This window comes from Streptomyces sp. SID14478 (genome assembly GCF_010548525.1).
GTDB lineage: Bacteria > Actinomycetota > Actinomycetes > Streptomycetales > Streptomycetaceae > Streptomyces.
In genome coordinates, this window is record NZ_JAAGMG010001184.1 from 1 (window position 1) to 18,663 (window position 18,663).

The 18,663-nt window shown below is 70.4% G+C and carries 17 protein-coding genes; 14 read left to right on the forward strand and 3 right to left on the reverse strand.

From position 1 onward, the window contains the following. Positions 1-490, forward strand: a 490-nt coding sequence (locus G3I40_RS37325) for a helix-turn-helix domain-containing protein (RefSeq protein WP_275410292.1), incomplete at its 5' end; no start/stop codon positions are given. A 760-nt stretch (positions 491-1,250) separates the two neighbouring features. Here G3I40_RS37325 and G3I40_RS37330 read toward each other — a convergent pair. Beyond that, on the reverse strand, positions 1,251-1,697 hold the full coding sequence (locus G3I40_RS37330) for a MarR family transcriptional regulator (RefSeq protein ID WP_164559251.1): 447 nt from the start codon (positions 1,695-1,697) through the stop codon (positions 1,251-1,253). Between the two features lie 108 nt (positions 1,698-1,805). Between G3I40_RS37330 and G3I40_RS37335 the strand changes: the two genes are divergently transcribed. After that, entirely contained in the window at positions 1,806-2,747 is a 942-nt protein-coding gene (locus G3I40_RS37335) for an alpha/beta hydrolase (protein ID WP_164559252.1), read from the forward strand. A gap of 104 nt (positions 2,748-2,851) precedes the next feature. On the opposite strand, the gene G3I40_RS37340 is transcribed toward G3I40_RS37335, so the two are convergent. Both G3I40_RS37340 and G3I40_RS37345 read right to left on the reverse strand, forming a co-directional pair. Then, the gene (locus G3I40_RS37340) at positions 2,852-5,278 is read right to left on the reverse strand and encodes an ABC transporter permease (RefSeq protein ID WP_164559253.1); all 2,427 of its coding nucleotides are present in this window, start codon (positions 5,276-5,278) and stop codon (positions 2,852-2,854) included. After that, entirely contained in the window at positions 5,278-6,045 is a 768-nt protein-coding gene (locus tag G3I40_RS37345; protein ID WP_164559254.1) for an ABC transporter ATP-binding protein, read from the reverse strand. Before G3I40_RS37345 ends, G3I40_RS37340 begins: the two co-directional genes overlap by 1 nt. Before the next feature lie 146 nt (positions 6,046-6,191). On the opposite strand from G3I40_RS37345, the gene G3I40_RS37350 reads away from it, so the two are divergent. The 12 genes from G3I40_RS37350 (at position 6,192) to uvrA (ending at position 18,201) form a co-directional block, all read left to right on the forward strand. Beyond that, a complete protein-coding gene (locus G3I40_RS37350; protein WP_164559255.1) occupies positions 6,192-7,412 on the forward strand; it encodes a sensor histidine kinase in 1,221 nt (406 codons plus the stop codon). Beyond that, entirely contained in the window at positions 7,397-8,044 is a 648-nt protein-coding gene (locus G3I40_RS37355) for a response regulator transcription factor (protein WP_343245138.1), read from the forward strand. Before G3I40_RS37350 ends, G3I40_RS37355 begins: the two co-directional genes overlap by 16 nt. 95 nt (positions 8,045-8,139) lie before the next feature. Further along, positions 8,140-8,583 carry a helix-turn-helix domain-containing protein gene (locus G3I40_RS37360; RefSeq protein WP_164559256.1) on the forward strand — a complete coding sequence of 148 codons (444 nt, stop codon included), beginning with the start codon at positions 8,140-8,142 and terminating at the stop codon, positions 8,581-8,583. Between the two features lie 32 nt (positions 8,584-8,615). After that, positions 8,616-9,050, forward strand: coding sequence for a VOC family protein (locus G3I40_RS37365; protein ID WP_164559257.1), 435 nt, complete (start codon positions 8,616-8,618; stop codon positions 9,048-9,050). 353 nt (positions 9,051-9,403) lie between these two features. Further along, the gene (locus G3I40_RS37370) at positions 9,404-10,309 is read left to right on the forward strand and encodes an alpha/beta hydrolase (protein WP_343245144.1); all 906 of its coding nucleotides are present in this window, start codon (positions 9,404-9,406) and stop codon (positions 10,307-10,309) included. 149 nt (positions 10,310-10,458) lie between these two features. Further along, positions 10,459-10,899: a MarR family transcriptional regulator gene (locus tag G3I40_RS37375; RefSeq protein WP_164559259.1), complete on the forward strand. Its 441-nt coding sequence runs from the start codon at positions 10,459-10,461 to the stop codon at positions 10,897-10,899. A gap of 24 nt (positions 10,900-10,923) precedes the next feature. After that, positions 10,924-12,675 carry an MFS transporter gene (locus G3I40_RS37380; RefSeq protein WP_164559260.1) on the forward strand — a complete coding sequence of 584 codons (1,752 nt, stop codon included), beginning with the start codon at positions 10,924-10,926 and terminating at the stop codon, positions 12,673-12,675. A 55-nt stretch (positions 12,676-12,730) separates the two neighbouring features. Beyond that, the gene (locus G3I40_RS37385; RefSeq protein WP_164559261.1) at positions 12,731-13,294 is read left to right on the forward strand and encodes an isochorismatase family protein; all 564 of its coding nucleotides are present in this window, start codon (positions 12,731-12,733) and stop codon (positions 13,292-13,294) included. Continuing rightward, positions 13,291-13,863, forward strand: a complete 573-nt coding sequence (locus G3I40_RS37390) for a YbhB/YbcL family Raf kinase inhibitor-like protein (RefSeq protein WP_164559262.1) — start codon at positions 13,291-13,293, stop codon at positions 13,861-13,863. The genes G3I40_RS37385 and G3I40_RS37390 overlap by 4 nt, the downstream gene beginning before the upstream one ends. A gap of 54 nt (positions 13,864-13,917) precedes the next feature. Next, complete coding sequence (locus G3I40_RS37395; RefSeq protein ID WP_164559263.1) at positions 13,918-14,778, forward strand: aminoglycoside phosphotransferase family protein; 861 nt, start codon at positions 13,918-13,920, stop codon at positions 14,776-14,778. A 253-nt stretch (positions 14,779-15,031) separates the two neighbouring features. Further along, positions 15,032-15,523, forward strand: a complete 492-nt coding sequence (locus G3I40_RS37400) for a hypothetical protein (RefSeq protein ID WP_164559264.1) — start codon at positions 15,032-15,034, stop codon at positions 15,521-15,523. Between the two features lie 209 nt (positions 15,524-15,732). After that, a complete protein-coding gene (uvrA, locus tag G3I40_RS37405) occupies positions 15,733-18,201 on the forward strand; it encodes an excinuclease ABC subunit UvrA (protein WP_164559265.1) in 2,469 nt (822 codons plus the stop codon). Positions 18,202-18,663: the final 462 nt, after the last annotated feature.

Genomic DNA, 18,663 nt, shown 5'->3' on the forward strand with positions numbered 1-18,663 from the left:
CACCGGCGCCGACAGCGGCGACCCGTCCACGGCCCGGCCTGCCGACCCCCGCGCCACGCTCCGCGACCGCTTCTGCGCCGAGGTCACCGTGCCCCCACTGCGTCACCGCACGGCCGACATCCCGGCGCTCGCCACGCTGTTGACGGCCCGGCACACCCGTGGCGACGTGGCGGCGCAGTGCAGCCAAGGCACGCTGCGCGCCCTGTCCCGCGCCCCCTGGCCGGGCAACGTGCGCCAACTGGAGGGCTCCCTGCGCTACGCGTTGGCGCACCGGACGGACACGCGGATCGAGGACACGGACCTGCCCCCGTCCCTCCTGACGCACAGCCGCCACCCGCTGTCCGCCTGGGAGGCCACGGAGCGCGAGCTGATCGTCCAGTCCCTCCTGGACCACGGCGGCGACAAGGCCAGGGCCGCCAAGGCGCTCGGCATCTCCCGGGCGACGATCTACCGGAAGATCACGGCGTACGGGATCCGGCTGAGTCCCTAGGCCGGTGCCCGCCGCCTTGCCGTCAGCCGCCTTGCCGGCGGCGCCCGTCGCCGGTCCGCACGGCCCACAGGGCGAGTCCCAGGGCCTCCCAGACAGCCAGTACGAGACCGGCCATGGCGAGACCGCGGGCGGACGGTACCCCCGCAAGAGTGGCGACGGCCCCGCACATCGCCATGAGGAGCCCCGCCCCACCTAGAAACAGAAGCCGCTCCCTGTGGTGCCACGCCTGCACAGCCATGTCCCGCCTCCCGTGCGGCCTCCGGCGGAGGCACCGCGCGTCGAGCGTGACGCAGCCGGTCGGCCCCCGGCGTCTCACCATGAGACGAACAGGCTGCCGCGGCCGCGTCGTTCCCGTGGGGGCGGCGCGGCCAGGGGGCTGGCCCAACAGGGCGGCACGCACGCCGTATCCACCGCGGTCTTCGTCGCCAGGTTCGGACGGTTAGTGACCGAGGCGGCGCGCGCCAGTGGTCGCCGGTGTCGCCGGATGTGCAGGCATCCGACGACACCGGCCTTGGACGGAGGCAGGGGTCCAGCCCGCCGCCGTACCTCCTCTTCCGGTGCAGGGGCCTTGGCGGATGCACTGTGGGGAAACCCGTCGGGGATTTCTTGACCGCGGTGACGCACAGGTCTCCGCGACTCGTCCAAGTCGCTGTCCGCGGACCGCAGATGACCAGCGCGTTGCAGACCTTCTGCGAGGAGACGGGGACGTCCTTGCCGATCACCGTGTGACGACGCGTTGTGGGCGTGACGGTTCGCTCCTTCAGCCCGGCTGGCCCAGGTTCTCTGCTTCCAGGGTCGCGCGCAGGGTGGTCAGGGTGGTGGCGAGGTGTCTGAGGTCGGCGGCGGGAACACTCTGGGTCAGTGACGCGAGTGCGGTCTCGACCGCGGGCCGGGCAGCCGTCAGGATCTCCTCGCCCTCGGGTGTGAGGCGCAGTACGGAGGAGCGGCGATCCTGCGGGTGCGCGAGCCGCACGCACCAGCCCGCGGCCACCAGCCGGTCGACTGCCTTGCTGACGGCGCCCACGGTGATCGCCAGCTCGCTCACGATGTCGAGGACGCGGCATCCGTCCACCCGCTCGATGATCTGAAGGAACTCGAACTGGCCCAGTGTCAGACCGTGTTCGGCGCGCAGCCGGACACCGACCGCGTTGTAGAGACGGGTCTCCACGCGGACGAGGTCGAGGAATGTCGGGGTGACGTGGCTCACAGAACCTCCAGTAGATTCCCGGGAATCATCTTCCTTGGAAGCCGGTTGGGCACAACAGATGGATTCCAAGGAATCCATCTTCGCATCCCGATCCGACGGAGGCCCGCCATGTCCCGACAGCAGCGCCAAGCCCTGGACGCCCTGCTCCGCTCCGCCCCGCGCAGCGAGACGCGGCCCACCCCCGCACAACTGCGCACCGAGTTCGCCACGGCCATGACGCGACCCGCACCGGACGGAGTGGTTACGCGAAGGACCGTCCTGGGTGGGCGGCCCGCCCTGGATCTGGAGCCGGCCGGTGCGGCGGACCGCGGTCGGCTGCTCTACTTCCACGGCGGCGGCTACGTCATCGGCTCCCCGGACACCCACACCGGCCTGGTCGGTGAACTCGCCGGCCGCGCCGGACTGCGGGCGACGTCGGTGGACTACCGGCTGGCTCCCGAACACGTCTTCCCTGCGGCGGTCGACGACGGGCTCGCCGCCTACCGCGACCTGCTGGCCACCGGAGTCGACCCGCGAGAGGTCGTCGTGGCCGGAGACTCCGCCGGCGGCGGCCTGAGCGTCGCCACCCTGCTCGCCGTACGGGAGGCGGGACTGCCGCAGCCTGCCGCCGCGGTCCTCTTCTCCCCGTGGGTCGACCTCACCCTCTCGGGACCGAGCATGCGCACCAAGGAGGAGGCCGACCCGATCTTCACCGAGGCCGACGTACGTGCGTACGCGGATCTCTACGTCGGCGCGGGCGTCCGGAGCCATCCCCTGGCCAGCCCGGTGTTCGCCGATCTCTCCGGCCTGCCCCCGCTGCTCGTGCAGGTGGGGGCGAACGAGGTGCTGCTCGACGACTCCGTCGGCCTGGCCGGCCGCGCCGGCGCGGCCGACGTCGAGGTCACGCTGGAGATCGGGCCGGGTCTCCCGCACGTCTACCAGAGCGAGCACGGACGCCTCGACGAGGCGGACGCCGCTCTCGACCGCGCCGCCCGCTTCCTGGTCGGCCACCTCGACGCCTCACTCGACCTGGGCCGATCACCGGCACTTCTTGACCCTCACGTGGCGTGATGCCGCATGGTCGGTGGAATGCAGCCCGGGGGATCGGTGGGGCTGCTGCTCGCGCGCCGTGGGCGGGGTGCGTGTTCCGGGTCGTGCGCCTTCGGGCGGGTTGCCTACGCGCTCTGCCTGCGCAGCGTCTTCGCGGTGACCGCGAGTCCGGCGAGGACGGCCGCCACGAGGGTGCCCGCGACGGCCGTGGAGAGGGTGCCGCCGCTCAGGTGCAGGCTCACGTCGGAGGAGGTGGACTGGGAGAGGCCGGAGGCCATGCCCGCCAACGGGGGCAGCGTCACCAGGATGCCGAGGGCAGCGCCGATGACGATGACCAGGCACGTCTCGCCGACGGACACCAGGAGCAGTTGGCGGACGGTGCCGCCCGCGGACTTCATGACAGCGAAGTCACGGCGCCGGCCGTGGGCGGCCATGGCCATGCTGTTGGCGACGGCGATCACGCTGTAGCCGACAGCGATCACGATCAGCATCATGGCGAGGCTGTCGGTCAGCTTGGCATCGGTCTCGTAGTCGGCCAGCGCGTACGCGGCGGCGTCGTGGAGGGCGGTGCCGGGGACGGCTGCGGACGCCTTGGCGCTGCCGGGGACGAAGATGTCGTCGGTGAGCGCGGCCGGGTCGTGCGCACGGACCAGGTCGCGTGCGACCACGAAGTCACCGCGGGCCGGGTCGTCGGGCAGGACCGAGCCGACGCGCAGGATGACGGTCGCGCCGTCGGTGAACCGGACGGGCACCTTCTGGTTCTTCCTCAGGCCCAGGTCTTTCGCGATGTGCTCGCCGAGGACGGCCGCGCCCGGCTTGCTCCAGCGCGGGTCCCGGCTGCCCAGGACGTCCAGGACGGTCGCGTCGCCGGCGTTCGCGTCTTGTGCGGAGTCACGGATGTCCTTCGCGTTCTTCGCGTCCTTGAGGACGAACGCGCGGGTCGGCAGGGCAGCCTTGCCCACCGGGTTGGCGGTGACGACCTCGTCGGTGTTGCCGGGGGTGCCGTCCGCCGTGACGATCGTCTGGCCCGCGACCTTCAGTGCTTCGCCGGCCGGGTAGGCGACCCGCATGGTCTCCACCATGCCGCTGAGCAGCACCGCGAAGCCGACGGCGGCGATCACGGGGGCCGCCAGGGAAGCGGCGCGACGCGGATTGGCGACGAGCTCGGCCCTGATCAGGACCGGTGCCGCGGAACCGCCGCGCTGGAACGGAGCGGTCAGGAACCGGCCGACCGGCGCGAGGAACACGGGGGTCAGCAGAGCGGCCGCGACGATCAGGGTCATGGTGGCGAAGATCGCCATGTTGATGCGGTTGTCGGCGCTGGAGGTGGTGGTGCCGACGGCCAGGAGCACACCGGTGCCGAGGACGGCGAGACCGGCGATCCAACGGCCGCGCCCCATGCCCTTGTTCGCGGCACGACTGTCCAGGAGGGCCTCGATGGGGGCGACTCGGGCGGCCTTGCGACCCGCGGTCCAAGCACCGATCACACTGACCCCGATGCCGACCGCGCAGCCCGTGAGCAGCGGCCACGCGGCGACGGTGACCTGCATGTCGGGCGGCGCCACGGCCAGGCCCTGGAGGATGTTCCGCAGCAGCGGTGCCGCCGCTACGCCGACCACGCATCCGGCGATCGAACCGAGCAGGCCGACCACCGCGGCCTCACCGAGGATCATGCGCTTGACCTGGTGGGGGGCGGCGCCGATGGTGCGCAGCAGACCGATCTCACGACGGCGCATCCCGGTTGCCAGGACCAGCATGGAGGCGACCACGAACACCGTGGTGAACAGGCCGAGGAGCGCCATCGCGCTGATGAGCTGGACCCCCAGGAAACGTTTGTGCGCGATGTATTGAGGCTGCGGCTCCGCGCGGGCGTCGCCGGAGAGCACGTCGCCCTTGTCGCCGAGGACCTTCTTCGCCGCGGCGACGACGGCTGCGGTGTCGGCTCCCTTGTCGGTCACCAGGGCGATGGCGCCGACGCCGGGCTGCTGCCGTGCGGCGAACGCCTCGCTGAAGTAGTAGCCGGGGCCGTCCACCGTGCCGACGACGGTGAACTGCCTGCGGCCCTCGGTGATGTTGACCGTCAGCGCTTTGCCGACGGCCGCGCGCAGGTCCCGGTCCACCACGACCTCGTCGGCGGTCCGCGGCGCCCGGCCGGAGACCAGCGCGTAGGGCGCCGTCCGCGCGCTGCCCCAGCCATGGCCCGACTCCAGGGCGCCCTCGTCGCTGACCGGCTTGCCGTTCTCGATCGCCTGGGCGTAGAAGGAGCGGTCCACCACGGCGTGGGCCACCCCGGGCACCTGGTCGAGTCCGCTGACGAGCGGCTCGGCCTCGGAGCTGCCCCACGGCATTCTGTCCTCGGGGCTGCCGTCGGCGTCGACGGCCTGACGTGGCAGGGCCAGCGCGGCGGTTCCGGCGTAACGGGGCTGAACCTCGGGCTTGGCGGAGTCGTAGATGACCAGTGTGGTCGTGATCAGGGCGACGCCGACGAGGACGGCGACGAAGGTTCCGAGGAGGCTGGACCAGCGGGTCCGCACGTTCGCGAGAATCAGCATCACGCCTCCATCCTGGCCATGTGCGTGGCGATCGCGGCGGCGTTGTCGCCGACAGCGGTGCGGTCGAGCGGAACGTGATCGGCGATACGGCCGTCCTTGAGGAAGACCACGACGTCGGCCACGGACGCCGCCACCGGGTCGTGCGTGACCATGAGGGTGCTCTGGCCCTCACGGTCCACCAGCATCCTCATCATCCGCAGCACCTCGCGGGAGGTATGGGTGTCCAGGGCGCCGGTCGGCTCGTCCGCGAAGAGGACATCGGGGCGGGTGACCAGGGCACGGGCGAGAGCCACCCGCTGTTGCTGGCCGCCGGACAGCTGGCTGGGCCGGTGCCCGGCACGGTCGGCGAGGCCCACCGCGTCGAGTGCGCCCGCCACTTGCTCACGGCTGACCTTGCGACCTGCGAACCGGGACGGCAGCTCGACGTTCTGCGCCGCGGTGAGCGACTCCACCAGGTTGAAGGCCTGGAAGACGAATCCGACGTGGTCGCGCCGGAGTTCGGTGCGCTGCCGCTCGTTCCGGGTGGCGATGTCCACGCCGGCGAGGACGATCCGCCCCTCGGTCGGCTGCTCCAGCCCTGCCGCGCACTGCAGAAGGGTCGACTTGCCCGAACCGGACGGTCCCATGATCGCGGTGAAGGTGCCGCGCGGGAACGTGAGGGAGACACCGTCCAGTGCGGTCACCTGATGTCCACCGGTGCCGTGGACCTTGCGGACACCGTGGAGTTCGACCGCGTCCCGCGCCGGGGCTTGCCTCGTTGTCGTCATGCGTTGATTCCACTGGATCAGCGCCGTCCGGGCACTCACGCACCCTCTACTCCTGAGGTAGAGGCAGCACTACCTTTGCCGGTCCCGGGCCGCCGGTCTCCCGGGACGCGTCCCCACGTCCCGTTCCTCGCGGTTACGTTGATCGCATGCAACCCACGACGGCCTGGCAGGCCATGGCTCAGCGTCCTGTGAGCTTTCTGACGTCGAGCTGGCCCTGGCGGTCGCTGGCCTATCTGAGCGGGGGCGTCGTGGTCGGCGCCGCGGCCGTCGTGGTCTTCGCACTGGGCCTGGCCGCGGGGCTCGCCCTGCTGGTCGTGCTGATCGGCGTCGCGCCCTTGGTGGGCATGGTGCTGGTCTCCACGCTGGTCGCCCGGATCGAGCGGCGCCGGCTGCGCCTGGTGGACCTGGACCCCGTCCCCGACCCGCACCAGCCTCCGGACAGCCCCGGTCTGCGCGCCTGGGTCGCCACCCGGCTCAAGGAGCAGGTGACGTGGCGGGAGTTGATGTTCACGCTGCTGTCGGCCGCCGCGCTGTGGTGGATGGACCTGATGGTCCTCGGCTTCTCCTTCGGTATCCCCGCCACGACGTTTGCGTCCACCGACGCGGACACCTGGCCCTGGACGGTGTTCGGGGCGATCATCCTGCTCGCCTCCCCGTACACGGTGACCTCATGGGCCGGTGCGCGTGCGGCCATGGCACGTACCTTCCTCGCACCGCGCGACAAGGAGCTGGGAGAGGAACTGCGCGAGGTCCGTGCGTCACAGTCGCGGCTGCTCGACTCCTTCGACGCCGAGCGCGTGCGCATCGAACGGGACCTGCACGACGGGGCGCAGCAGCGCCTCGTCTCGCTCGGGATGACCCTGGCACTGCTGCGCCTGGAGATCCCCGAGGACTCCGCACAGGTTGAGCTGCTGAATCAGGCCGAGGCGCAACTGTCCACCGCTCACCAGGAGTTGCGGGCGCTGATCCGGGGCCTCAACCCGCCCGTCCTCGCCGACCACGGCCTCGTCGCGGCGATCGAGGACTACGCCGGCCGATTCCCCGTCCCGGTGACCGTCGACCTGCGACTTCCCCAACGGCTGCCGCGCAAGGTGGAGACGACGATGTACTACCTCATCAACGAGGCCATGACCAACATCGCCAAACACAGCGGGGCCACCCGTGCCGAGGTGCACGGTCGCTACCATTCCGATCTGTTGATCCTCGACATCAGGGACGACGGCCACGGCGGCGTCGACGCGGAGGCGGGCAGTGGCGTGACCGGACTCGCGGACCGGGTCACTGCCCTGGACGGCCGGATGCGGGTGTCGAGTCCTGTCGGTGGTCCCACCCTGTTGCACGTGGAGGTTCCGTGTCGCTTCGCCTGATCGTGGCCGAGGACGCCGTGCTGTTGCGCGAAGGCCTGGTCGGACTGCTCGAACGGGTCGGCCACGAGGTGGTGGCCGCCGTCGGGGACGCGGACGCGCTGGTCGCGTCGGTACGCGCCGAGCAGCCGGATCTGATCGTCACGGACGTCAGGATGCCGCCGGCGCTGAGCGACGACGGCCTGCGCGCGGCGGTGACCCTGCGCGAGGACTTCCCCGGTCTGCCGGTACTCGTCCTGAGCCAGTACGTAGAGCGCTCCTACGCGCTGCGTCTGCTCGACTCGGGCGGCGGCGCCGGGGTGGGGTACCTGCTCAAGGAGCGGGTGAGCGCGCTCGCCGACTTCATGGCTGCGATCGAGCGGGTCGCCGCAGGCGGCACCGTCGTCGATCCGGAGGTCATCACCCAGCTGGTGCGGCTGCGCCGGGACCCGGTGGACCGGCTGAGCGCCCGGGAGCGCGAGGTGCTCGCAGGGGTCGCCGAGGGCCGCACCAACGCCGGCCTCGCCCAGCACCTGTTCATCAGCGAAGCGGCCGTGAACAAGCACATCGGCAACATCTTCAACAAGCTGGACCTCCCGGTCGACACCGAGGGCCACCGCCGCGTCCTCGCCGTCCTCGCCTACCTGCGGGCGTGACGACGTGGCCTGGTCCGCTCCGCCCGCCAGCTGAACGGCGGGGGACAGGGGCCGGTGCCAGCGCGCCGGGGCCGGTGGGCTCGGGTGGCCGCACAATGGGTCTTGTGGCCCACGTTCCGATCGCTCGTCATCTGCTCCGCGCCAGGGATCTCGCGGACGCCCGCTACAGCGAGGCACTCACGGTGGCCGACCTGGCCGCGGCCGCCGCGCTGTCCCCGGCCCACTTCAGCCGCAGCTTCAAGGCCGCGTTCGGCGAGTCGCCGCACCAGTACTTGTTGACGCGTCGGCTGGAGCGGGCCGCCGCCCTTCTGCTGGCGACCGATTGGAGCGTGGCCGCGATCGGCGTCGCCGTCGGTCTGCGGAGCATCGGCTCGTTCACGACGAGTTTTCGCAGGATGTACGGGATGACCCCGCAGGCGTACCGGACGGCGCATCCGGCTGCCGCGCGGCATGTGCGCGTACCTCGCTGTGTGGCGATGGCTTACGGGCGGCCGCGGAACCGCACGTTTCGAGAAGACACAGGGGCGAGCGCTGCATAGCGTCGGTTGAAGGCAACGACCGAGGAGCCGTCATGACGACGATCAAGATCGCCAATGCGCAGTTCTGGGTGCACGACCAGGACGCGGCGCTCGACTTCTACAGGAACAAACTCGGGTGGGAGGTCCGGGCCGACGTGACGATGGAGGCCTGGAGCTTCCGGTGGCTGTGCGTCGCGCCGCCCGGTGACGGACCGGCGCTCGTGCTCATGCCGGTACCGGGGCAGCCGATGCTGGACGAGGTCGCCGCCGCCCAACTGTCGGATCTGGTGGCCAAGGGTGCGGGCGGCACGTTGTTCCTGGAGACCGACGACTGCAAGGCCGTGTATGACGAGCTGTCCGCCCGGGGTGTCGAGTTCAACGACCCGCCGACGGTGCAGCCGTACGGGATCGACACGTCGTTCCGGGACCCGTCGGGGAACAACATCCGGCTCACGCAGGTGCTGGAGTTCGACCCGGAGCGCCACTGACCCGACTCCTCAGGGGGCTCCGCCGCGCTGAGTGACCATCGCGGGGGCATGCACGAGCGCAGCAAACTGCCGCTTTCAAGACGCCTGTTCGCCGTGCCGGTCCTCAACTCCGCTCCTGCGCGCCCCGACCGCTGCCCGGGAGGCCGCCCGGCCAGGGCCATCGGGAGTCTCACGCTTCCGGACCACGTCGAACCACCTTGCTGCACGGTGGTGTTGGGTCCACCTCGGTAGTGGAGCTGGGCCGCTGGTGAGCCGCGTGGGGCTTTCATAGCGTCGTGTTCATGAGGAAAATGACAGACGAAGAAGGAACAGGTACCACTCGGCGCGCAGCGTTGCGCGGACTGGGGCTGGCGGTGGGCGGCGCGGCACTGGCCACCGGCCTGGGAACCTCGCCGGCCGCGGCGGACGCACGTCGCGGACCCACCACGTACGTGTTGGTGCACGGCACCCATAGCGCCGGCGCGTTCTGGATGCCGATCGCGCGTGAGCTGACCCTGCGCGGTCACCGCGTCGTCATGGTGGACCAGCCGCGGCACGGCGCGGAGGCCTTCGTGCCGGAGTCGTACCAGCGGCAGGACCTCAAGGCGATGGCGGCCGAGCCTTCCCCGCTGAAGGGGCTCGATCTGCGGGACTACGAGGCACGCGTCACGGACGTCGTACGGCGGGCGGCACGGAACGGCCCGGTGGTGCTGGTCGGGCACAGCCTGGGCGGGGTGTCGGTCAGCCGTGTCGGCGATGCCGTGCCGCATCTGCTGCACCATATTTGCTACATGGCGGCCTTCTGCCCCAGCCGTGTCCTGCCCACCGCGGACGCGTGTACGGCGGCTCCTGAGAACGCGAACGCCGTCAGCCCGGTCGAGCTGACGGTGGGGGACCCGGACCGGCTCGGTGTACTGCGCCTGAACTTCCGGACGGGTGACAGCCGTGAGCTGGCCCTCTTGAAGGAGATGATCTGCGCGGACTACCCCGACGCCGCGTTCCGCCGGACATTGGCCGGCATGCAGACGGACGAGCCCGTCGCCGCCTACGCGGGTCGAGCGGTGGGCCGGGCCGACGCCTGGGGACGTGTTCCCCGTAGCTACCTGCGCTTCGGCAAGGACCGGACGATCGCCACGGCGCTCCAGGACAGGATGATCGCGGAGGCCGACGCGCTCACGCCCGGCAACAGCTTCCGCGTGCACGACTTCCCCGAGGCCTCTCACGTCGGCCCGCTGGATCCCGTTCCGGTCGCAGCGGCCCTGGACTCGCTTGCCCGATAGGCGGATGCGGCGCTTGACGACGTCGCAGGCCTGGAAGGCCTACGCGCCCACGAGCTGATCGCCCGCACGCCCGGTCCGGCTGGGCGCGCGGGCGAAGGGGACGACCCTCTGAAATTGGTAAACCAGCCTTATCATGTAGCCTTATCAATGTGACTGATGATGTGGACTCCGACGGAGTCGCCTCCGATCTGCTGGCGAGCATCACGCTGCTGCTGCGGCGGGTGCGCCTCGTCCCGATCGAGCAGGGCCTGTCGATGCCCGAGCGCAGCGCCCTGTCCCTGCTGGAGCGGGCGGGGCCCGCCTCCTCGTCGGAGCTGGCCCGCGACGCGCAGATCACGGCACAGGCCATGGGCGCGACGATCAGGACGCTGCGGGAGCGCGGCCTGGTCGATCGGCGCGCGGATCCCGAGGACGGCCGGCGGATGTTGCTGTCCGTGAACGAAGCGGGTCAACGGGCCCTGCAGGAGAAGCGCAACGCCCGCACCGAGCAGCTCGCCCGCGCGCTGGGCGGCGGCGCATTCACCCAGGCGGATCTGCGGCGACTCGCAGCGGCCGCCCCGCTGCTGGAGCGGCTGGCCAGGAACCTCTGACGTGAGTGGCGAGGAAACACATCGATGAAGGTTCCCTCTGCGATACCGGCGCAGCGCCCCGTTCCCGATGACCGGTACAAGTGGACGGCACTGACGAACACGACCGCCGCGGTCTTCATGTCCGCGCTGGACGGCTCCATCGTCCTGATCTCCTTGCCGGCGATCTTCCGGGGCATCCACTTGGATCCGCTCGCCCCGGGCAACATCGCCTATCTGCTGTGGATGATCATGGGGTACCGGCTGGTCCAGGCCGTCCTCGTGGCCACGGTGGGACGGCTGGGCGACATGTACGGCCGGGTCAAGATCTACAACAGTGGGTTCGCGGTCTTCACGTTCGCCTCGATCCTGCTGTCCTTCGACCCGTTCGACGGCGGCCACGCCGCGATGTGGCTGATCGGCTGGCGCGTGGCACAGGCCGTCGGCGGCTCGATGCTCACCGCGAACTCGGCGGCGATCCTCACCGACGCCTTCCCCAAGGAGCAGCGCGGCTTCGCCCTGGGCATCAACCAGGTCGCGGCTCTGGGCGGCATGTTCATCGGCCTGGTCGCGGGCGGGCTGCTCGCCGCGTGGGACTGGCGCGCGGTGTTCTGGGTGAACGTCCCCGTCGGCGTGTTCTTCACCGTGTGGGCCTATCGCACCCTGCGCGAGGCCGGGCCGCGCGGCGGCGGCCGGATCGACTGGTGGGGCAACATCACCTTCGCGGTGGGACTCAGCGCCGTCCTGATCGCCGTCACCTTCGGCCTGCAGCCCTACGGTGGGCACACCATGGGCTGGACCAACCCGTTGGTCGACGTGCTGATCATCGGCGGACTGCTGCTCCTGGCGGCGTTCGTATGCATCGAGCGGCGCGTGTCGGCCCCGATGATCGACCTGAGTCTGTTCCGCAGCCGGGCCTTCACCTTCGGCAACCTGGCGGGCCTCGCCGTCTCCATCGGCCGCGGCGGCCTCCAGTTCGTCCTGGTGATCTGGCTGCAGGGCATCTGGCTCCCGGTGCACGGCTACAGCTACGAGGACACACCTCTGTGGGCGGGCATCTTCATGCTGCCGCTGACCGCGGGCTTCCTCGCGGCGGGCCCGGTCTGCGGCTATCTGTCGGACCGGCTCGGCTCCCGATGGCTGGCGACCGGCGGCGCGCTGTTGTTCGGCGGCAGCTTCATCGGCCTGATGCTCGTACCGATCGACTTCAGCTACTGGATCTTCGCGGTACTGATCGCGGTGAACGGGATAGCAAGCGGCATGTTCGCCTCTCCCAACTCCTCCTCGATCATGGGGAGCGTGCCCGCCCATCTGCGCGGTGTCGCCTCCGGAATGCGGGCCACGTTCCAGAACTCCGGCACTGCCATCTCGATCGGCGTGTTCTTCTCCCTGATGATCGCCGGACTGGCCGGCACCCTTCCGCATTCCCTCGCCACCGGACTGCAGGATCAGGGCGTCTCACCCGCAGTCGCCACCCAGGTCGCCAACCTGCCCCCGGTCTCCTCGCTGTTCGCGGCGCAGCTCGGGGTCAATCCGATCGCCTACCTGCTCCGGCCCAGCGGGACTCTCGCCCACCTGAGCGCGGCACAGCAACACACCCTGACCGGAGGCGAGTTCTTCCCGCATCTGATCTCCGGGCCCTTTCACAGCGGACTCGTGATCGTGTTCGCCTTCGGCGCGGCCCTCGCCCTCCTCGCCGCACTCGCCTCGCTCCTGCGCAGCGCCGGCTCCAGGAGGAAGACCCGCAGCCGGCACACGACTGCGGACGACGCCGATCAGCGCCCTGCACCGTCGGCTTGACCACTCGGCTGCCGGAACCCAGCAACTGATCCCCCCCAAGTAAGGAACCTGCACCATGGCACTGACCGCCATCGACGCCCGCCCGGCCCTCGTCGTCATCGACCTGCAAAAGGGCATCACGCAATCCCATCCCGGCCAGGACACCGCCACTACCGTGCGGCACAGCAGCGAGCTGGCCGCAGCCTTCCGCAGGCACGAGCTGCCCGTGGTCCTGGTCAACGTCACCGGCCGCGCACCCGGACGCACCGACGCCGGAGGGGGCGGAACCGTCGCACTGCCCCCCGGATGGGCCGACCTCAACGACGAACTCGACGTCCAGCCCACCGACCACCTGATCACCAAGCGGCGCCGCAGCGCCTTCCACGACACCGGACTCGACACGCTCCTGCGTGACTTGGGTGTCACCCAGATCGTGCTCACCGGCATTGCGACCGCCTCAGGGGTGGAGTCGACCGCGCGCTCGGCCGCCGACCACGGCTACCACGTCGTCCTGGCCACCGACGCCATGAACGACCCCGACGTCGACTCCCACCGCCACAGCATCGAGCGCGTCTTTCCCAAGCTCGGCGAGACCGCCACCACCGCTGACGTGATCGACATGATGGAGAACAGCCGATGAGTCTGCTCGGACGCCTGCTGCACAACCGCCGCGCCGGCGAGGCCCACATGGCCTGGAACCGGCCCAACCTGCAAGGACCCGAGACGCTGACGCTCACCAGCCAGCACTTCGAGCACAACACCGCGATGCTCCAGGAACACACCGCCGGCACCATCGGCGGCAAGAACCTGTCGCCGCACCTGGCCTGGAGCACGCCGCCGCAGGACACCGCCCAACTCCTGCTGGTCGTCGAGGACATCGACGTCCCTCTGCCCAAGCCGGCCGTGCACTGCGTGGCGCTGATCGACCCCGACGTACACAGCCTCGCCGACGGCGCCCTCCACGCGAAACAGCCGGCCAAGGGTGTACGCCCGCTGCGGGCCACCATCGGGCGCGGTTACCAAGGCCCTGGCCCCATCAAGGGCCACGGACCCCACCGCTACGTCTTCCAGCTGTTCGCCCTGGCAGCGCCGGCGGACACCACCACCTCCGGCAAACCCGCCGACCAGGCCCGTCCCCGTGCGTTCCTGCCCACGATCGGCGCACAGGTTCTCGGCCGCGGCCGACTGACCGGCACCTACGAACGCTGACCAAGCCGGTTCGACGTCGCTCTCGACCCTGTGTGCCAGGATGCCAGGGTGGAAATGAGCGACCTCACGCGCGCGATCGCGGCTGCGACTTCGGCAGCCGCATCGCTCGGCCTGCCGGCGGACGAGGCCGTCGTTCTCCACAACTCGAACAAGCTGGCACTGCGCCTCACGTCGGGCGACGTCTTCGCCCGGATCGCCCCCGTGGGACAAGAAGTCGCACAGTTCGAAGTCGAGCTCGCCCGGCGGCTCACCGAGGTCGGCGCCCCGGTGTGTCCCCTGGAGCCTCGGGTGGACCCCCGTGTGTACAGACGCGACGGCTTCGCAGTGACGCTGTGGACCTTCTACGAACCCGTGACACCGCACACCCCACCAGTCGACTACGCCAGGGCGCTGCAGCAGCTGCACGCCGGCATGCGCAAGGTCGATGTGCCGAGCCCGAGATTCACGGACCGGATCACGGAGGCGGAAGACGTGGTCGCCGACCCGGACCGCTCGCCGGAACTCGTCGATGCGGACCGCGTGTTTCTCAGCGGCACGCTGGCACGCCTGCGACGAGCGATCGAGGACCGCGGCGCCGAGGAACAACTGCTCCACGGCGAACCGCATCCAGGCAATGTGCTCAGCACCGAGAACGGCCCGTTGTTCATCGACCTTGAGACGTGCTGCCGGGGACCCGTCGAGTTCGATCTCGCCCATGTTCCCGAGGCGGTCTGCGCGCACTACCCAGGCATCGACCAAGCGCTGCTGGACGAGTGTCGTCAACTCGTTGTCGCGATGGTCGCCGCCTGGCGTTGGGAGCTCGGCGACCAGTTTCCGAGGGGCAGACAATTCGGAGAGGAATTCCTGCGCCTGCTGCGAGCGGGTCCTCCCTGGCCGACGCTCGACGCAGTGACCAGGCGACTGGACGGCCTGTAGGAACGCCGAATTTCGGGACCCCTCCACTGAACGAGGCAGCCGCATGTCCTGACTCCGCGTCAACCACCAGGGGCGGCGGGGTGTCATCGGACCGGCACCTTGTGCGGGGCGCTGACCCGGAGGCGCCGGGGCGGGCTGTGCTGGGGTGCCGTCGTTTGGCGGTACACCGGTGGCCGAGCAGGCCCTTTGCCGCTGGGCTTGGTCTCACTTGCGGGCCCGTCCGCGCTCGCTGCCGTTGCCCCGTGGAGGTTCGATGCGCCGCTCGCTCATGACGCCCAGCCTGATCCTGTCCCTGGTCGGCCTGCTGACGGCAGCGCCTGCCGCGCTCGCCGACGACGTGGGCACGCAGCCCGACGTGACGTCGTTCGGGTTCTCCGTGTCGCCCACGACGGTGTCGCCGGGCGGGATCGTCACGTTGAGCGCGAACGCATGCGAGGTCCCCACGGTCTCCGTCGATGCCCCCGTCTTCGATGCCACCGAACTGAACGAGGGGCACACCGCGACGGCCCGGGTCTATGACGACGCCAAGCCCGGAGCTCAGTACGAGGTGGAGTTCAACTGCAACGGGGAGCGCGGGACGACCATGCTGACGATTGCCGCCTCAGGCATCCGGCACGGCGTGAAGGCCGGCATCGGCGGCAGCAGCGCCGGTTTCGACGCCGGGCAGCTCGCCGTGGGTGCCGCCCTGGTGGCGGGAGTGCTGGGCGCCAGCGTGTATCTGCTGCGCCGCCGCGCAACCGACTGACCCTGCGTCACGCGATGCCCGCCCCTTCCCGGGCGGGTCGTCCGAGGTACCTTCGCTCACCCCCCACTCCTGGCGAGCGCCCCACCTCGGCGTCCGACGGGGCATTTTTGGCGCCTGATGCAGGGCACACGCGTGCTCACCAGAGTGATCACGCGTGGCATTGGTGGCAGTCGCGACAGCAGCTCGGCGGTGCCGGGTAGGGGCGACTCGTGGAAAACGACGCGACTGACCACTTCGTTCACGTCCGGGGTGCGACCGAGAACAACCTGAGGGACGTCGACGTCGACGTGCCCCGGGACGCGATGGTCGTCTTCACCGGTGTCTCCGGCTCCGGCAAGACCACCCTCGCCTTCGGGACGCTCTACGCCGAGGCGCAGCGCCGGTACTTCGAATCCGTCGCGCCGTACGCCCGCCGGCTGCTCCAACAGGTCGGGGCTCCGCACGTGCAGGAGATCACGGGCCTGCCGCCGGCGGTGGCACTGCGGCAGGGACGCGGTGCGCCCAGCTCCCGCTCGACGGTCGGGACCCTGACCACGGTGTCCAACCTGCTGCGGATGCTCTACTCGCGCGCCGGCACCTACCCGAAGGGCGCCCCACGGCTGGAGGCCGAGTCGTTCTCGCCCAACACCGTGGCGGGCTCCTGCCCGCACTGTCACGGGCTGGGGGTCGTGCACGACGTCGCCGAGGACCTCATGGTCCCCGATACGACGCTGAGCATCCGGGACGGCGCGATCGCCGCCTGGCCCGGCGCCTGGCAGGGCGCCAACCTGCGCAGCATCGTCAGCGGCCTGGGCATCGACATCGACCGGCCGTGGCGCAAGCTCAAAAAGGCGGACCGCCGGTGGCTGCTGTTCACCGACGAGCAGCCCTCCGTCCTCATCGAGCCGGAGGCCGACCGCGTCGACTACGGCTACTACGGCAAGTTCTGGAGCGCCCGCAAACACGTCATGCACGTTCTCGCCGACTCCAAGAGTGAGCGCATGCGGGAGCGGGCGTTGCGGTTCGTGCGGAGCGTGCCCTGCCCCGAGTGCCACGGCAGCGGACTGCGGCCGGAGGCGCTCGCCGTCACGTTTGCCGGGCACACGATCGCTGAGCTGAACGCGCTGCCGCTCACCCGGGCCGCCGCGCTGCTGCGTCCCGTAGCCAAGCTGTCCGAGTCCTCCGCCGCCCCTTCGGCGAAGCTCCAGGGGGAGCGGGGCGAGGTCGCCGTGCGGATCTGCGCCGATGTCGTGGCGCGCCTCGACGTGCTGCTCGGTCTCGGCCTCGGGTACCTGAGCCTCGGACGCCGCTCGACGACGCTGTCGCCGGGGGAGGCCCAGCGCGTGCGGATCGCCACGCAGCTGCGCTCCGGGCTCTTCGGTGTCGTCTACGTGCTCGACGAGCCCTCCGCGGGGCTGCACCCGGCCGACGCGGAGCCGCTCCTCGACGTCCTCGACCGGCTGAAGAAGTCGGGAAACTCGCTGTTCGTCGTGGAGCACGACATGGACATCGTGCGTCGGGCGGACTGGGTCGTCGACATCGGGCCCGGTGCGGGGGAGGGAGGCGGCCGCGTGCTCTACAGCGGTCCGGTCCCCGGCCTGGAACAGGTCGAAAAGTCCGTCACCGGCAGCTACCTGTTCGGGAGGGAGAAGCCGCCGGCCCACCGGCCGCGCAAGGCGCAGGGCTGGCTGCGTCTGCGGGGCGTCACCCGCCACAACCTGCAGGACATGTCGGTGGACGTGCCGCTGTGCGTCTTGACGGCGGTGACGGGGGTGTCCGGATCCGGGAAGTCGACGCTGGTCGCGCAGGTCCTCGCCGAGGTGGTCCGCAGCCACCTCGGGGTCGCCGACGAGGATGTCGACGAGGCGGCGCTCGAGGTCGATGTGCAGGAGGCTTCGGGCGTCGAGTCGTTCGACCGGCTGGTCCGCGTCGACCAGCGCCCCATCGGCCGTACGCCCCGGTCCAACCTGGCGACGTACACCGGCATGTTCGACGCGGTGCGCAAGCTCTATGCGGCGACGGACGAGGCGCGGAAGCGTGGTTACACGGCAGGGCGATTCTCCTTCAACGTCGCGCAGGGGCGGTGCGAGACCTGCCAAGGGGAGGGCTTCGTCTCGGTGGAGCTGCTCTTCCTGCCGGGGACGTACGCTCCCTGCCCGACCTGTGACGGTGCCCGGTACAACGCCGAGACGCTCGAAGTGACGTACCGGGGCATGAACATCGCGGATGTCCTGTCCTTGTCGGTGGACGAGGCGGCGGTCTTTCTGGCCGATGTCCCGGGCGCCGTCCGAAGCCTCGACGTGCTGAAGGACGTAGGTCTGGGGTACCTGCGACTGGGGCAGCCGGCGACGGAGCTGAGCGGAGGCGAGGCGCAACGCATCAAGCTGGCCACCGAGTTGCAGCGGGCGGGCCGGGGACATGCCCTCTACCTCCTCGACGAGCCGACAGCCGGTCTGCACCCGGCGGACATCGCGCTGCTCGTGCGGCAGTTGCACCGGCTCGTGGATGCCGGGAACACCGTCGTCCTGGTCGAACACGACCTGGACACGATCGCCGCCGCGGACTGGGTCATCGACCTCGGTCCAGGTGGCGGGTCGGCGGGCGGCAAGGTGATCGCGACGGGGCCGCCCACAAAGATCGCCAAGTCCAGGCGCAGTGCCACCGCCCGCTACCTGGCACCCCGCCTTGCCGGCTCGTGACGGACCCCGTCCCGGCGATGTCCACGCCTGAGCCTGTGCCCGGGACGTTCCATCGGTACGGCTTGTGGCCGGCGCGAGCCCTGTCGGCCGCCCGGCTGAAGCGCCGACGGGAGCGTTTCCTTGGCAAGTTGCATGATCCTGGCCGTGGTTGGCCTGATCGTGCCTATTATCTGCGGAGGGTTGATCGTTACCTGCGGGAACGGCCGGCAGATTGCGTATGAATCGGCCCTGTTGGATGGAGCAAGGGGGAGCGGTATCAGGCGCACGGGGGCGAGCGTCCTGCGGTCAGTGTCCGGGCGAAGCGGCTCGCACCGACGGCACCTCACGCGACCGCACTGGTCGCAGCACGTTCTGATGCTTCCTCTTGCACAAGTCCGTCCCTAGCCGAGGATGCTGTGCAACTCCGGTGCGCAGCAGGGCGATTGGATCCCTCCCTGGCCTCATGGGCGGGGCTTCCTCCCA

Bases quoted from the DNA above. Each gene is read 5' to 3' on its own strand.
- G3I40_RS37335 (WP_164559252.1), top strand. From the start codon at position 1,806: ATGTCCCGACAGCAGCGCCAAGCCCTGGACGCCCTGCTCCGCTCCGCC.
- G3I40_RS37340 (WP_164559253.1), bottom strand. From the start codon at position 5,278: ATGCTGATTCTCGCGAACGTGCGGACCCGCTGGTCCAGCCTCCTCGGA.
- G3I40_RS37345 (WP_164559254.1), bottom strand. From the start codon at position 6,045: ATGACGACAACGAGGCAAGCCCCGGCGCGGGACGCGGTCGAACTCCAC.
- G3I40_RS37350 (WP_164559255.1), top strand. From the start codon at position 6,192: ATGCAACCCACGACGGCCTGGCAGGCCATGGCTCAGCGTCCTGTGAGC.
- G3I40_RS37360 (WP_164559256.1), top strand. From the start codon at position 8,140: ATGGGTCTTGTGGCCCACGTTCCGATCGCTCGTCATCTGCTCCGCGCC.
- G3I40_RS37365 (WP_164559257.1), top strand. From the start codon at position 8,616: ATGACGACGATCAAGATCGCCAATGCGCAGTTCTGGGTGCACGACCAG.
- G3I40_RS37380 (WP_164559260.1), top strand. From the start codon at position 10,924: ATGAAGGTTCCCTCTGCGATACCGGCGCAGCGCCCCGTTCCCGATGAC.
- G3I40_RS37385 (WP_164559261.1), top strand. From the start codon at position 12,731: ATGGCACTGACCGCCATCGACGCCCGCCCGGCCCTCGTCGTCATCGAC.
- G3I40_RS37390 (WP_164559262.1), top strand. From the start codon at position 13,291: ATGAGTCTGCTCGGACGCCTGCTGCACAACCGCCGCGCCGGCGAGGCC.
- G3I40_RS37395 (WP_164559263.1), top strand. From the start codon at position 13,918: ATGAGCGACCTCACGCGCGCGATCGCGGCTGCGACTTCGGCAGCCGCA.
- G3I40_RS37400 (WP_164559264.1), top strand. From the start codon at position 15,032: ATGCGCCGCTCGCTCATGACGCCCAGCCTGATCCTGTCCCTGGTCGGC.